Annotated in this window: 13 protein-coding genes; 6 read left to right on the top strand and 7 right to left on the bottom strand. The window is 57.7% G+C overall.

Annotated elements, in window-relative coordinates:
* Positions 1-6: 6 nt before the first annotated feature.
* Positions 7-1902: a protein-disulfide reductase DsbD gene (gene dsbD / locus ACNSOI_RS08540; protein ID WP_420195574.1), complete on the bottom strand. Its 1896-nt coding sequence runs from the start codon at positions 1900-1902 to the stop codon at positions 7-9.
* A 129-nt stretch (positions 1903-2031) separates the two neighbouring features.
* On the opposite strand from dsbD, the gene ACNSOI_RS08545 reads away from it, so the two are divergent.
* From ACNSOI_RS08545 to pdxB, 3 genes are read left to right on the top strand one after another with little or no spacing between them, the layout of a single operon-like run.
* The gene (locus tag ACNSOI_RS08545; RefSeq protein ID WP_420195575.1) at positions 2032-2622 is read left to right on the top strand and encodes an elongation factor P hydroxylase; all 591 of its coding nucleotides are present in this window, start codon (positions 2032-2034) and stop codon (positions 2620-2622) included.
* Positions 2619-3902, top strand: a complete 1284-nt coding sequence (locus tag ACNSOI_RS08550; protein ID WP_420195576.1) for a DEAD/DEAH box helicase — start codon at positions 2619-2621, stop codon at positions 3900-3902. Before ACNSOI_RS08545 ends, ACNSOI_RS08550 begins: the two co-directional genes overlap by 4 nt.
* A 43-nt stretch (positions 3903-3945) precedes the next feature.
* A complete protein-coding gene (gene pdxB / locus ACNSOI_RS08555) occupies positions 3946-5100 on the top strand; it encodes a 4-phosphoerythronate dehydrogenase PdxB (protein ID WP_138436417.1) in 1155 nt (384 codons plus the stop codon).
* Between the two features lie 65 nt (positions 5101-5165).
* Here the strand turns inward: pdxB and htpX are convergent, their stop codons facing one another.
* The 3 genes from htpX to ACNSOI_RS08570 form a co-directional block, all read right to left on the bottom strand.
* Entirely contained in the window at positions 5166-6047 is an 882-nt protein-coding gene (gene htpX, locus ACNSOI_RS08560) for a protease HtpX (RefSeq protein ID WP_420195577.1), read from the bottom strand.
* A gap of 93 nt (positions 6048-6140) precedes the next feature.
* Positions 6141-6614 carry a hypothetical protein gene (locus tag ACNSOI_RS08565; protein WP_286255177.1) on the bottom strand — a complete coding sequence of 158 codons (474 nt, stop codon included), beginning with the start codon at positions 6612-6614 and terminating at the stop codon, positions 6141-6143.
* 11 nt (positions 6615-6625) lie between these two features.
* Positions 6626-7840, bottom strand: coding sequence for a pyridoxal phosphate-dependent aminotransferase (locus ACNSOI_RS08570; RefSeq protein ID WP_420195578.1), 1215 nt, complete (start codon positions 7838-7840; stop codon positions 6626-6628).
* Between the two features lie 250 nt (positions 7841-8090).
* On the opposite strand from ACNSOI_RS08570, the gene ACNSOI_RS08575 reads away from it, so the two are divergent.
* Positions 8091-8576, top strand: coding sequence for a glutathione peroxidase (locus tag ACNSOI_RS08575; protein WP_420195579.1), 486 nt, complete (start codon positions 8091-8093; stop codon positions 8574-8576).
* A 1-nt stretch (position 8577) separates the two neighbouring features.
* Positions 8578-9042: a MarR family winged helix-turn-helix transcriptional regulator gene (locus ACNSOI_RS08580; protein WP_420195580.1), complete on the top strand. Its 465-nt coding sequence runs from the start codon at positions 8578-8580 to the stop codon at positions 9040-9042.
* On the opposite strand, the gene ACNSOI_RS08585 is transcribed toward ACNSOI_RS08580, so the two are convergent.
* Positions 8996-11278: an ATP-binding protein gene (locus tag ACNSOI_RS08585; protein ID WP_420195713.1), complete on the bottom strand. Its 2283-nt coding sequence runs from the start codon at positions 11276-11278 to the stop codon at positions 8996-8998. The genes ACNSOI_RS08580 and ACNSOI_RS08585 overlap by 47 nt on opposite strands.
* Before the next feature lie 110 nt (positions 11279-11388).
* Positions 11389-12159 (bottom strand): hypothetical protein, encoded by a 771-nt coding sequence (locus tag ACNSOI_RS08590; RefSeq protein WP_420195581.1) that lies wholly within the window; start codon positions 12157-12159, stop codon positions 11389-11391.
* Between the two features lie 243 nt (positions 12160-12402).
* Between ACNSOI_RS08590 and ACNSOI_RS08595 the strand changes: the two genes are divergently transcribed.
* Complete coding sequence (locus tag ACNSOI_RS08595; protein WP_058089869.1) at positions 12403-13413, top strand: LysR family transcriptional regulator; 1011 nt, start codon at positions 12403-12405, stop codon at positions 13411-13413.
* On the opposite strand, the gene ACNSOI_RS08600 is transcribed toward ACNSOI_RS08595, so the two are convergent.
* Positions 13402-14367: a GNAT family N-acetyltransferase gene (locus tag ACNSOI_RS08600; protein ID WP_420195582.1), complete on the bottom strand. Its 966-nt coding sequence runs from the start codon at positions 14365-14367 to the stop codon at positions 13402-13404. The two genes, ACNSOI_RS08595 and ACNSOI_RS08600, sit on opposite strands and share 12 nt — an antisense overlap.

Below are 14367 nucleotides of genomic sequence, written 5' to 3' on the forward strand. Positions count from 1 at the left end.
GACCACTCAGCTCTCTCGGGCCACCTTGTCAAGGTGCTCCAGGAACTGGCGGCGGTTCATTTCCCCCAGTACTCTTGCTTCCTGAAGTTCTTCTCCGCTCGTTCGATAGAACAGAATCGCCGGTGGCCCGAACAGGCCCAGCTCATCCAGCAGGGCCTGTTGCGCGCGAGTATTGTCGGTCATATCAATCTGCAGCAGAGTGTAGGGTGCCAGGGCCTGGATCACGTCCTGATCGCTGAACACATTCCGCTCCATGACCTTGCACGACACACACCAGTCTGCGTAGAAGTCGAGCACGACAGGTTGTTGGTTGGCGCGGGCATCGGCCAACATGGCGCGAATCTGCTGCGGATCTTCGACGCGCTGGAAGGCCGCATGGCTGGAACCACCGCCCTGGGCCTGGCCCGCGGAAGCGGTGAAAGGCGCCAGCGGTTTCAGAGGATCATTTGCACCGCCGACAGCGCCCGCAAGAAGCGCCAGGCCATAGGCGAACATTACCAGGCCGAGGCCCTTGCGGGTCCGCTGCCAGCCGGCCCTTGCAGCATCAAAGGCGCCCAGTTGAACGCCGGTGATAGCGATCAGCAGGCCCCACATGGTCAGGCCTGCCCAGGCCGGCACCATACGCTCCACAAGCCAGATGGCCACAGCCAGCAGCATTACGCCGTAAAAGTGCTTTACCGTTGTCATCCACTGGCCCGAGGTGGGCAGCAGCTTGCGGCCACCAACGGCAACAAGTATCAGCGGCACCCCCATACCCAGCCCCAGTGCAAGCAGGGCAACGCCACCGATGACGGCGTCCTGGGTAGTCGAAATGTACAGCAGGCTGCCTGCCAGGGGGGCCGAAACACAGGGCGATACAATCAATGCAGACAGCGAGCCAACACCGAAAATGCTGACCACCCGGGTACCGGTGAGTTTCTGGCTGGCATCGTTCAGCGACTCCCGGATAAACCGGGGTAACTGGATTTCGAACAGATCAAACATGGCAAGTGCAAATATTACGAATAGCGCAGCGAACACGCCGAGTACCCAGGGAGACTGGAGTTGTGCTTGCAGATTGAAACTGGCTCCCAGCAGCCCGGTAATCACACCCGCGGCGGCGTAGGTAAGCGCCATGCCCAGCACGTAGCTGCCGGACAGCAGAAGTGCGTGGCCGGTCGTGCGGGTGTTGTGGCCGGAGACCATGGTAGAAATGATCGGTACCATGGGCAAGACGCACGGGGTGAACGTCAGCCCCAGCCCCAGCAGGAAGAATACCCCGGCGATCATCCAGATCGATTGGCTGGACAGGAATCCTGCCAGGCCGGTTGCCGATGAGGTGTTATCCGCAGTATTGAATGCGTTGCCACTGGAACCGCCGCCTGAAGCGGTTGTGGAGCTGCTGTCCTGACTATCACCTTTACCCGGATAGTACAGAACGTCACGAGTCTGAGGGGGATAACACAGGCCCGCTTTGGCGCAGCCCTGATAGGTCACCTGCAGTTCCGCTTCCTGCATGCCTTCCGGAAGGACGACAGGGACCCGGACTTCGACCGGGTCAAAGAACACCATCATCTCACCAAAGTATTCATCTTCGGTCAGCGTGCCGGGCAGTGAAAATTCCGGCTCGCCTATGCCGACGCCTTCGGTGATCGGGGTGATCTGGATGCGGCTTTTATAAAGATAGTGTTCCGGGGCAATATCCCAGGACAGGACAACGCTGTCGCCATCTGTGCTGTGGCTGAAGGGCAGAGCTTCGTCTACCGGCAGGAAACCATTGCTGCTGCCGCCAAACAGAGAGCTGCCTGAGCTGCCAAAGGCCAGGGCGGATGCGGGGAGCAGGGCAAACATCAAGGCCAGCAGGGCCACTGTCGGAGCGAGAGCACGGCGCAGTAATTGCGGGGAGTCCGGAATAGCTGTCATGAATGCGTCGTTATCCTGGGTTGTCAAATAAGTTGCGGGCGGGGATTTTGCCTTGCTGCCAGTGACATCAACGCTGTGGCAAAGTTCCCTCTGGTATTGCCTGCATTAAAGTCGCACAATAGCCAACCGATGAATCACAATCCAGACGATCTTATCATGCTGTTCAACGACCTGTTCCGGGAATCCTTCCGGACCATTCTGGTCAGGGGCAGTGACGAACCGGAGTACCTGCCTGCCAGCGAGCCAGACGGACTTGCCCGGGTAGTGTTTGCCCACGGTTTCTTTGCCAGTGCCCTCCACGAGATTGCCCATTGGTGTATAGCCGGTGAGCATCGGCGCACGTTGCACGATTACGGATACTGGTATTGTCCGGATGGTCGCAGCCTTGAACAACAGCAGGCATTCGAGCAGGTGGAGGTCAAGCCTCAGGCCGTTGAATGGCTGTTTTCCCTGGCGGCCGGCTCTCGCTTTCATATCAGCGTTGATAACCTTGCCGGCAGCGGCGCGGCCAATGAGCGAGGCTTCCGCCAGAACGTGCGCCTGCAGGCCTCCCAATATCTTGCTCATGGCCTGCCATCAAGGGCTCAGCAATTTTTCGATACGCTAAAGTCTTTCTACGGGACTGCCGACAGGGTCCAGCATCACTGGAACCAGGAAAAGCGCCGTTTGGCGCCCATGGCAACCGAACACGACCAATCAAGGACAACAGAACCTCTATGACATCTGACCCAAAACCTACCGGCGACTTACGCTTCAGTGATCTGAATCTGGACAAGCGTCTGCTGGATGCCATCAGTAAAATCGGATTTGAATACTGCACGCCCATTCAGGCAGAAACCCTGCCCTGGACCCTGGCCTGTGAAGATCTCATCGGCCAGGCCCAGACCGGTACCGGTAAAACCGCGGCGTTTCTGATTACCGCTATACAGACGCTGTTGGAAACGCCGGTGGACGAAAAAGACCGGTTTTCCTCCGAGCCTCGGGTGCTCGCCCTTGCTCCTACCCGGGAACTGGCCATGCAGATTGCCAAGGACGCAGAGCAGCTCTGCCAGTACACCGGTCACAATGTGGTCACGGTAGTTGGTGGAATGAACTACGACAAGCAGCGCGAGCAGTTGCAGAACGAAATAGTTGACATTCTGGTGGCGACCCCGGGCCGGCTGATCGACTTCCTGGGCTCCCAGGACGTGTTTCTGGACCAGATCGACATCCTGATTCTGGATGAAGCAGACCGCATGCTGGATATGGGGTTCATCCCCGACGTCAAACGTATTATCCGCAAGTGCACCGGCAAGGAAGATCGCCAAACCCTGCTGTTTAGCGCCACCTTCAACCAGGACGTTCTGAACCTGGCGTCTATGTGGACCCAAAACGCAGAGTTTGTGGAGATTGAGCCGGAGCAGAAGACCGCCGAGCGGGTAGAGCAGACCGTGTATCTGGTGTCTGACGACGACAAACTGCCGGTACTGGTGAACTACCTCAAACGTCCGGAAGTCGAGAAGGCCATTGTGTTTGCCAATCGTCGTGACCAGTGCCGGGATCTTGAGGAGGATCTGAAAAATCAGGGCGTGAAAGTGTCCCTGATGTCGGGTGAGATCGCCCAGAACAAACGCTTGAAAACCCTGGATCAGTTCAAGAAGGGGCAGATCCAGGTGCTGGTGGCCACCGATGTGGCAGGTCGGGGCATTCACGTGAATGGCGTCACCCACGTATTCAATTACAACCTGCCTGAGAACGCCGAAGATTACGTACACCGGATTGGTCGTACCGGACGGGCAGGCAAGACCGGTGTTTCCGTCAGCTTTGCCGGGGAAGACGACTCTTTTGCCTTGCCGGAGATCGAGAAGTACATCAGCCAGAAGCTGAAAACCGCGGTGCCAGACGAAGATCTGATGGCTACCATGGATAACCCGCCGATCACTCGCAAGCGCGGTGGCCGCCGCCCCCAGAGCGGCCGCGGGCCGGCAGGGCGCGGCGGTTCGCGGCCCCGGCGCAACTGAGTCGCGTTGGTACAGGGCGATTTAGGGTGATGGAGACCAGGTTATGCTGATCGTTGCGGACGAGAACATTCCTTTACTGGACGCGTTCTTCGGTGATATTGGAGAAATACGCCGGGTTACAGGGCGAACACTGAGTCGTGAGCAGGTGCAGGATGCGGATATCCTGCTGGTTCGTTCGGTGACCCGTGTTAACCGGGAGTTGCTTGAAGGCAGCCGGGTTCGTTTTGTGGGTACTGCGACCATTGGCACAGACCATATTGACCTGGAGTGGTTGCAGGCGAGGGGTATCGGCTTTGCCGCCGCCCCCGGATGCAACGCCACCAGTGTGGCCGAATACGTGTTGTCGGTGGTATCGCTGTTTGCTGAGCGACGGGGGCTGGACGATTGGACATCCCTGACGGTTGGTATCGTTGGCGTTGGTAATGTCGGTGGTCAGCTGGCTCAATGCCTGGAGCGCCTTGGTTTTGAGGTGCGCCTGTGTGACCCGCCGAGGCAGGAACGGGAACCCGGTGCTGAGCCGCCTTTTGTCAGTCTGGCTGAGGCGCTGGAGTGTGACGTGGTTACCCTGCATACGCCATTAACCCGCCATCAGCCCCACGCCACCTGGCACATGGTGTCTGACCCGGAGCTGGCTTTGATCGGCGCCGATCAACTGCTGATCAACGGTGGTAGGGGAGAGGTAGTTGATTCCGAGGCCTTGATGCGCAGACTGGAACAGGCTGATGCACCGCTGGTGGCCCTGGATGTCTGGGAGCATGAGCCTGGGATACGTCCCGATCTTGTGGACAAGGTATGGCTCGCGACGCCCCATATTGCCGGGTACAGCCTGGAAGGCAAGATGCAGGGCACGGAAATGGTTTATCGGGCGCTGTGTCAGTTCCTGGGCCTGCCCATACGCAAGAAAGCAGGCCAGTTTTTACCTGAACCAGCGGTCAGCAAAGTCTCGTTTACCAGTTCCGCCGAGGAAGATGAGGCCATTCGTACGGCACTGCGGGTCTGTTATGACCCAAGGCGGGATGACGCCAGGTTGAGACTGGCCATGCGGGGAAATCCGGAGCAACGGGCTGTGGCGTTTGACCGCCTGCGCCGGGACTATCCGGTGCGCCGGGAGTGCTCCAGCCTGAAGATTCAGCTCAAAGGGACCAGTAAATCGCTCCAGGACGGTTTCCGTGCGCTGGGCTGCAAACTCAAGATCTGATTAACATTACCTGATTGCACAGGCAAAGGGGGGGGGCGCCGATAGCGCCCCCCTTTTGTTTTCTGTCACACCCTGGCGTTCTGCAGAGCTGCGATGCGATCTTCCAGTGGCGGGTGAGTCATGAACAAGGCTGCCAGGCCGGCCCGGGCGCCGCGATTAATGCCGAAGGCCTGGAGGGTATCGGGCATTTGATCCGGCACTTCACTTTCCTGCTTCAGGCGAGCCAGAGCGCTGATCATCGCTCCGGTACCGGCAAGCTGAGCCCCTGCAATATCGGCCCGGAACTCCCGGCGGCGGGAGAACCAGAACACAATGGTGCTGGCCAGTATGCCAAGGACAATCTCGGCCGCGATGCTGACCACGAAAAAGCCAATGCCATGGCCATTTTCGTTCTTGAACACCACCCGGTCAACGAAGGAGCCGATGACCCGGGACGCGAAAATCACAAAGGTGTTCACCACACCCTGAATCAGCGCAAGCGTGACCATATCACCATTGGCCACATGACCAATTTCATGGCCCAGTACGGCCCGGATTTCATCCTTGTTGAAGCGGTGCAGCAGCCCTTCGCTGACGGCTACCAGCGAGTCATTCTTGTTCCAGCCGGTGGCAAAAGCATTGGACTGGGAGGCGGGGAAAATAGCCACCTCGGGCATGCCAATGCCCGCTTTCTTTGACAGCTCTGCCACGGTGTCCACCAGCCAGCGCTCGGCCGGGGTTCTGGGCGAGTCGATAACCCGGGCCTTGGTACTCCACTTGGCCATGGGTTTGGAAATCAGCAGCGAGACGATGGCACCCGCAAAGCCGAATATGGCAGCAAACGCCAGGAGCGAGCCGTAATTGATGCCCTGTTGGGCCAGGTAGCTGTCAACGCCCAGCAGGCGCAAGGTAAAACTTGCGACCAGGATGACCGCCAGGTTGGTGGCCAGAAACAACAAAATCCGCATAGTCTATTCCCGTGTTAACGATCCCTGAAACTGGTTGCCTGTCTGACCGATATATGTGGTCCGGGTTCACTCCTTCAAGAGTCTTACCTGGATTTAATGCACTCGCCCTGCGCCGGTATCAATGAAGAAGGAGGACTGAACCGCCAGGCTGATTCGGCTGGAACTGCCACTCTTGAGGGCCGATCTCAGCAGGTGGATATAGGTTGAGAGATCCTTTTGTACGGAGGGCGGGAGTTCCGCTTCAGCGCTGGAGGCATTCAGCTCCCGTATCAACGCCTGGGGCGCCGGGGCGCTCAGTCGCACAAACGCCTCGCGGGTCAGAACGGCCTGGTCCAGGGCTTCCTGCCGAATGGTGTCAACGTAGCGCAACAGGCCTTCTTCGGAAAGCCACAGGAGCGCGCCAAAGCAGGCCATGTGCCGTTTACTGTGCAGGCCGAATTCATCCGGCTCGTCTGGCCCGGCGATGTCTTCCACGAACAGGTTGATCCTTCTCGGGAACGCAGCATAAAGCTGGATCAGCGCAATAGCGACGTCCTTGTAGAACTCCTCGACATGTATGTCGGCCATATCAGCTCCGGTTACTGGCGGTAATGCTCCAGGAAATTGCCCAAGCGGCCCATGGCGTCTGCCAGGGTATCTTCCCGGGGGAGGAAAACCACCCGCAGGTGCTGTTTGTCATCAATGTTGAAGGCGGAACCCTGAACCAGCAGGATTTTCTCCTGCAGCAGCAAGTCGAGCACCAGTTTTTCATCGTTGACCACCGGGAAGTGCTTGGGGTCCAGTCTCGGGAACAGGTACAGGGCGCCCTGGGGTTTGACACAGCTGACGCCTGGAATGTCATTGAGCATGCGCCAGGCGGTTTCCCGCTGTTCATACAGCCGGCCGCCAGGTGCCACCAGATCGTTGATGGACTGATAGCCACCCAGAGACGTCTGGATGGCCAACTGCGCCGGTACGTTGGCGCAAAGGCGCATATTGGAGAGCATCTCGATACCCTCGATCAGGTCCCGGGCCCGGTGTTTGGCACCACTGATGATCATCCAGCCAGATCGGTAGCCGGCGGCCCGGTAGTTCTTCGACAGCCCGTTGTAGGTGAAGAACAGCACGTCGTCAGCCAGTGAGGCAATGGAAGTGTGCTGGGTGCCGTCATACAGGATCTTGTCATAGATCTCGTCCGACAGGATGATCAGGTTGTTCTGCCGGGCCAGCTCGATGACCTGCTGCAACAGCTCTTCCGAATACACCGCACCGGTGGGGTTGTTGGGGTTGATCAGCACAATGGCCCGGGTGCGACGGGTGATCTTTTTCTTGATGTCATCAATGTCCGGGAACCAGCCCTGTTGCTCATCGCACCGGTAATGCACCGGCTTGCCGCTGGAGAGGGTCACAGCGGCGGTCCAAAGCGGGTAATCCGGTGCTGGAATCAACACTTCATCGCCGGTGTTCAGCAGTGCCTGCATGGACATGACGATCAGCTCGCTAACGCCGTTGCCCAGGAAAATGTCATCGATGTCGACCTTGGCAATGCCCCGTTGCTGGCAGTAATGCATCACGGCCTTACGGGCAGAGAAAAGCCCCTTGGACTCCACGTATCCCTGGGCCTGATGCATGTTGTAGATAACGTCTTGCTGGATTTCTTCCGGCACGTCCAGCTCAAACGCCGCCGGGTTGCCAATGTTGAGTTTGAGAACCCGATGGCCTTCTTCTTCAAGGCGACGCGCCTCACGCAGAACCACGCCACGAATTTCATAGCACACATTGTCGAGCTTGGCGGATTTGAAATAGTTCTGCATGGGTCGCTGGCGTCCTTAACAAACAGTCTGAAAGAGGTTCCGGTAAACGGAAGCATCCTATTCTAGCGGAGGGGAGCCCCGGGGCAACAGGGGCAAATGTGTTGAATTGTGGCCAAATACGGATAGTTTGCGGCGGTTTTTGAAAGTGAACTCTGGATCTCTGGCCCGTTGAGCCTGTTCGAAGTGTGGCTTTGCCAAATTAAATTGTGCACAATGTAAATTCACGCAAATCCTCGACAGGAGTAAACGTATGTCTGGCGAATCCATTTACGATTTCAGTGTTCGTGACATTAAGGGCAATGAAGCCTCCATGGCGGATTACAAGGGAAAGGTCTTGCTGATTGTGAACACCGCGTCAAAGTGTGGCTTCACACCTCAGTTTGAGGGCTTGCAAGCGCTGCATGAGGAACTCGGTGACCGGGGATTCGAGGTGTTGGGCTTTCCCTGTAACCAGTTCATGAATCAGGATCCGGCAAACGAGGATGCCATCAGTCAGTTCTGCTCCCTGAACTATGGCGTCAGCTTTCCGATGTTTGCCAAGATTGACGTGAACGGTGATGGCGCGCATCCGCTGTTCCAGTTTTTGAAGAGTGAAGCCAAGGGCCTGATGGGGTCGGAGAAGGTAAAGTGGAACTTTACCAAGTTTTTGGTCAACCGCGACGGGCAGGTTATCCGCCGTTACGCCCCCACAGCGAAACCCGCTGACATTCGTGCTGATATCGAGAAGCTGCTCTGAAATGAACGGTGATGATCAGATGCTGGCGCTCGATAACCAGATCTGCTTTGCCCTCTATGCCCTCAATCGGGCCGTCACAGCGCGGTATCGACCCGTGCTGGTGGAGCTGGGACTGACCTATCCGCAGTATCTGGTGATGCTGGCTCTCTGGGAGCATGGTCCGGTTGGTGAGGCCGCCCGGGTATCGGATATAGGCGCCCGGTTGCGCCTGGACAGTGGCACTCTCACGCCGCTTTTGAAGCGGCTGGAGGAGCGTGGTCTGCTCATCCGGCGCCGGCAGGCAAGCGATGAGCGGGTTGTCCGCCTTAGCCTGACAGGCGACGGCTGGCGGTTGCGGGAACAGGCTCGCGGGGTGCCAGGGCAATTGATGTGCGGCCTGGATGTGGCACCGGAGCGGTTGGTCGCCCTTCGGCAGGAACTCAGAAGTCTGCTTGAGGTTCTGGAGCGTTCGGGGCCCAGCGATTGATAACGGCCCTGAGCTCCTCACGCTTGTAGGGTTTGGTGATGTAATCGTTCATTCCGGCTTCCAGGCAATCCTCCCGATCACCCTGCATAACATTGGCGGTCACCGCAATAATCGGCAAGTTTTGCCATTCCGGGTTGCGCCTGATGGCCCGGGTTGCCTCGTAACCATCCATAACGGGCATCTGGCAATCCATAAGAACCAGGTCGTAATGGCGCTTTTGCAACGCCTCCAATGCTCTCTGGCCGTTCTCTGCATGGTCTACCCGATGGCCCAGCTTTTTCAGCAGGCTGCTGGCCACCAGCTGATTGACCTGATTATCCTCGACCAGCAGCAGGGTGAGTTGGTTCTCGGTTCTCGCAGCCCTGGTTGATTGATCCAGCGGTTCTGAACTGCCGCTGTCCGGCAATCCTGCGGCGGCGCAGAGGCAGTGGTAGAGTTCGGTGCGTCTGAGCGGCAGCGGCAGAATAAACTGACCGGGACGGCCGGAACTGATTGAGCCAGTGCCGTCTGCCAGGATAACGCCCATTCCCTGCCAGTCATTGGCAAAGGCCTTGCCCTCTTCGTCGCCAGGCTCGGCGGCCACCAGCAAGATACCGTTGGGGTGACGGCTGGCGCTTCTGACCGGGATAGCCCAGGCCCGCAGTTGTGATTCAATTGCCAGCCGGTGCGGGTGATCCTGCGGTATGGCCATGGCGACACCAGTCTCGCACAGCCGGGTGGCAGCGGCTTCTGGCAGAGTCGGGTGTGCGGGTTCATGTACCGGCAGGGGCAGGGTGACGGTGAAATGAGTACCGGCGCCCTCGCTGGAATCCACCAGTATCTGCCCGTGCATACGTTCCACCAGTTGGCGGCACAGTGTCAGGCCAAGACCGGTGCCGCCATACAGCCGGGTGGTGTCGGTGTCGGCCTGCGAAAACGGCGAGAAGATCCGGTGCAAGCCTTCTTTGGACATGCCTATGCCGCTATCGATAACCTCCATGCGAAGGCTTCCACCGGAATAGGTGGTGCGCACCCTGACATGGCCATCGTCGGTAAACTTGACCGCGTTACTGAGCAGATTATTGAGGATCTGGCGAGTGCGCGTCGGGTCGCCCAGAAACTGCTCGGGTAACATCGGGTCGGTTTCATTGACCAGGTTGATGTGTTTGCGGCGAGCTTGCTGGGCGTGAAGAGTTGAGCATTCCTCTACCAGGTCACGGACGCTGAACGGAATATTCTCGAGATTGAGTTTTCCGGCTTCGACCTTGGAGATGTCAAGAATGTCGTTAAGCAGGCCAAGCAGGCTCTCACCGGCGTTCAGGGCAATCTCCAGGCGGTTTCTCTGGCCAGCGTCCTGTTCACTTTCCAGTGCCAGCCCGAGCATTCCCAGCACCCCGTTCAGGGGGGTGCGGATCTCATGGCTCATGCTGGCCAGGAAGTTGGCCCGGGCCCGGGCCCGTCGCACCGCGTCTTCCTTGGCACGAACCAACGCCCGATTACCCCGTTGCAGGGCTTGATTCTTTTCCGAGATCTCTCGTGTTCGATCTTCAACTTCCTGCTCCAGCTGGCTGGAGTAATTCTTCATGGCGCTTTCGGCTGCCCTCAATTGGGCCACGCTGCCTTCCATGTGTTCAAGGTGCTGGTTAATGATGCCAACCATGGTGCCGATTTCGTCAAAACGATGGTTGGCAGGCACCGGCAGCCGGACTTTTTCCGGGGTGCTGGCCCTGACACGACTCAATGCTTCAATCACATTGAGCATGGGGCGGGTCAGCACGAAATAGAAAATGCCAAGCAGCGCAACCGACAGCACCAGGCTCTTGAACAGCCCAATGACGAATGTGTTGACTGCCCGTTGCAGGAACTGCCAGCCGTAGTGCCAGGTATCGATGGTGACAACCAGGTGGCCCAATGGCAGGTCCTGTAACTGGGGAACCTGGAGTTCTGTGCTGAAGACACTGCTGGAACCGAACAGCAGGTCGCTGATCCAGCGGTATCGGGAGATCGGGCTGCTTTGGCTGGCGGCCGACATGGTCTGGCCATCACTGTCCACAATCCGCGCATCTATGGTCGCCGGGTGGCGTAACAGACCATCCAGCAGTTCCTCGGCCAGCCTCACGTCGATGTTGTAGGCAATCTGGGACGCCGGACTGTTGCTGATCTCGATCAGTGCCCGTATGTCCTGTTCCATGGCGTCTTTCGCCGAGAAATAGTCGAGGGTGACCTGAATCAGGTTCAGAATCAGGCCAAGAGCCATGGCCACCAGTACGGTGTCGCGGGTAAGGCGGTAGGAAAGTCTGTGCCGGAAGCTCTTTAACACGGTGAATGGTCGTCCCTGTGGCTGGTCAATTGGGTAAAGCGTGTTCCTCAGTCGTCGTAATCAGCCTTTTTCTTCCAGGTGCCATCATCCTGGAGGAAGTTATCCCATTCCCGGTCTAGCTTTGAGTGGCTCTCGGTTTGTGTGGTGCCGTCGGCCATACTGGCTTCAAGCTCCTTGATGCGTGTTCTGAAACTCTTGACAGCTTTCATGGCCAGCGGATTATCTTTGGATTTACCCATTTCCGTGCTGGCCAGGTGGTAGGCGTGTATGGCCTTGCGGATCTGGTTCTGCCGGATATGGTCCCGGGCCTGGAAAACGTGCAGGTCGGCGTGGGTCTTGTGCACCAGAAACAGCACATGCTTCAGATGTTTTTTGGCACTGGCGGTGTCGAGCCGACCGGCTTTGTGCATGGCCTCAATCATTTTGAACAGGCTCTGCAGCAGCTCTTTGACGTAAGTTGCTTTTTCCGGGGAGTCGATTCTGACCGATGCCCGGTTATCATTGTTCTCCAGTACCTGTTTCCTGGTCTGTTTGATGGTGTCGAGCCATTCGCTGACCGGTTGCTCGGACTTAAGCGCGGCCAGATCGTGACAGGATTCTTCCATGCGCTTGAGCAGCAGTATCTTGAGATCGGGAGACAGGTACTGGGCCGGAATCTCGGAGAACAGGCGGTAGGCGCGATTGTATTCGTCTTCCCGGGCGGTCATCTTGCGAACTCGCTCAATCCGCGCCTTTTCACGCATCTGACTGATAACGATAATGACCAGTGAGACGGTGACGATCGCCGCGAGCAGCAGCACAATGGTGGTGGTATCCATGGTGTCGGTAAGGGCTCCGGATTACAGTGAACGGACCGCCTTTGCGGGCGCGCCTCTAATTGTCAGATATTATTGGGTAACGCCCTGAAAGCCTAGCAGAAATCTGGGCAATCGTCCGTTTCCGGTTGTAAGTACGGGAAATGCTTCATTCATTTAATGAATTTTTTGATTCCTGTATATTGGTCTGGTGAATGTGTGGGTGGGCCAGACCGGTGCCGCCACTCTGTTTTCCAGGATTATTGCATGGACATTTCCCGGGTAGACCTCAATCTGCTTGTATATCTTGACGTTCTGCTGCGTGAACGCAATGTCACCAAGGCGGCAAACCATCTGGGCATCACCCAGCCGGCCATGAGCAACGGTTTGCGCCGGTTACGGGATCTGTTTGGCGACCCGTTGCTGGTGCGCACCAGTGAAGGCATGACAGCCACGGAGCGGGCCCGGGAACTGCAGCCGTTGGTCCGCGGCATTCTCTCGGACATTGAACAGGCGGTGCAGGAGAAAACCCCCTTTGCAGCTCAGGAGAGCCAGCGGGTATTCCGTATTATGGCCAGTGACTACGCGGAATCCTGTCTGATGCCCAGGGTATTGCGGCGGATTCGCCAGGAGGCGCCCCACGTTACCCTGGACGTGCTGACCCCCAGCGACGTGAGCTTTCTGGATGTGGAGCAGGGCCGGCTGGATATGGCCATCAACCGTTTCGACAAGATTCCTCAATCGTTCCACCAGAAAACCCTGTGGATAGAATATTTCGCCTGCCTGATGAATGCCCGTAATCCCATTCTGAAAGAGCCGTTTACCCTGGATACCTACCTGGATGCCAGCCATATCTGGGTCAGTAAAACCGGTTTTGGTGTGGGCGTGGGGGTGAACCCCAAGGATGTCCAGAGGTTGGGATGGGTAGACGAAGCCCTGGGGCGAATGGGGCGCAAGCGACAGATCTCGGTATTCACCCGGCATTATCAGGTGGCCATGTTGCTGGCGGAGCAGCATGACCTGATCGCCACTCTGCCATCTCGTGCGGCCTGGCTGCAGAAAGACAACCCGAACCTTGTGGTGAAGGTACCACCGTTCGAGATTCCGCCGTTCGAGCTGAAAATGGCCTGGAGTCCCTTACTGCAGCACAACAGCGATCATCAATGGTTGCGCAAGCTGATTGCCGAGGTGGCGGAAGAAGTGGACGAGGAGTTTGCACCCTTCGGTGCCAGATTTGAGTCGCCCCAGGCTACCCCGGGGCTGCATTCAGAGCGGTAGTTCCCGAAGTTCCAGCGAGCCCCGGCCAGCATCCCACATGCGCTGGAAGGCTTCCTCCATGAGCTTGACCCGGCCCGGGTTGGCAAAATTGGCGAAGCCTTCGGGCTTATTGAAATCGTGGCGGTACAGTACACCCTCGCGGTCTGCCAGCAGGAACGGCTGGTTTTCCATCGGATAATCGGTGTTGACCAACCGTAGTTCAATCCGGCTGGTGAGCCGTCGCATCAGCTCTACCAGTTGGTGCCGGCGTTTAACCAACGGCTTGTCATCGTGAATCAGGATGCGCACTTCGCTAAGCCGGTGCCGGCGAGCCACCGCAGAGATCAGTTCCCGTAACGGGTAGCGGTCATAGAGGCCGTGATCAAGCACGTCGTCATACAACCATATGCGTTGGCCGGCTTGCGCTACCAGTGAGTCCATCAATTCCAGCATGGTGCTCTCATTGCCGAACAGCCAGCTTTTGGAATCCTCGCCAAGAATCAGTGGCTTCGCGCGTTGATCACCTGGCTGACTGGCCAGTGTGGGAGCCAGGCAACGCATATCCAGGTGGGGAATGCCAGCGTCATCATAGATATCCGAGCAGATGTGAAAGCCGAAGCGTTGGTAGAACCCGGTGGCGTGCTGCTGGGCGGAGAGTTTCAGTTCCTGGAAGCGACCGGCGGATTCGGCCAGCAGGTGTCTGAGCAGGGCATCACCAGCTCCCTGGCCACGATACTGCGGCAACACCGCCATACGACCGATATAACCGGTCTCTTCAAGCGTGGAGAACAGGCGAGCGGTAGCCACTGGGGTGTTGCTGTCATCCACGGCCAGGTAATGGTCAGCAATCTCGTCGGTGTCGTCCCACTCCAGCTCTGGCGGCACTTTCTGTTCCTCAATAAACACCCGTTGGCGGATGTCCCTGATGGATGATGGCGCCAGTTGCCAGCTGTATTTTCGGAATCTCAGATTCAT

Source organism: Marinobacter sp. GH_1, assembly GCF_048595985.1.
GTDB classification, from domain to species: Bacteria; Pseudomonadota; Gammaproteobacteria; order Pseudomonadales; family Oleiphilaceae; genus Marinobacter; species Marinobacter shengliensis.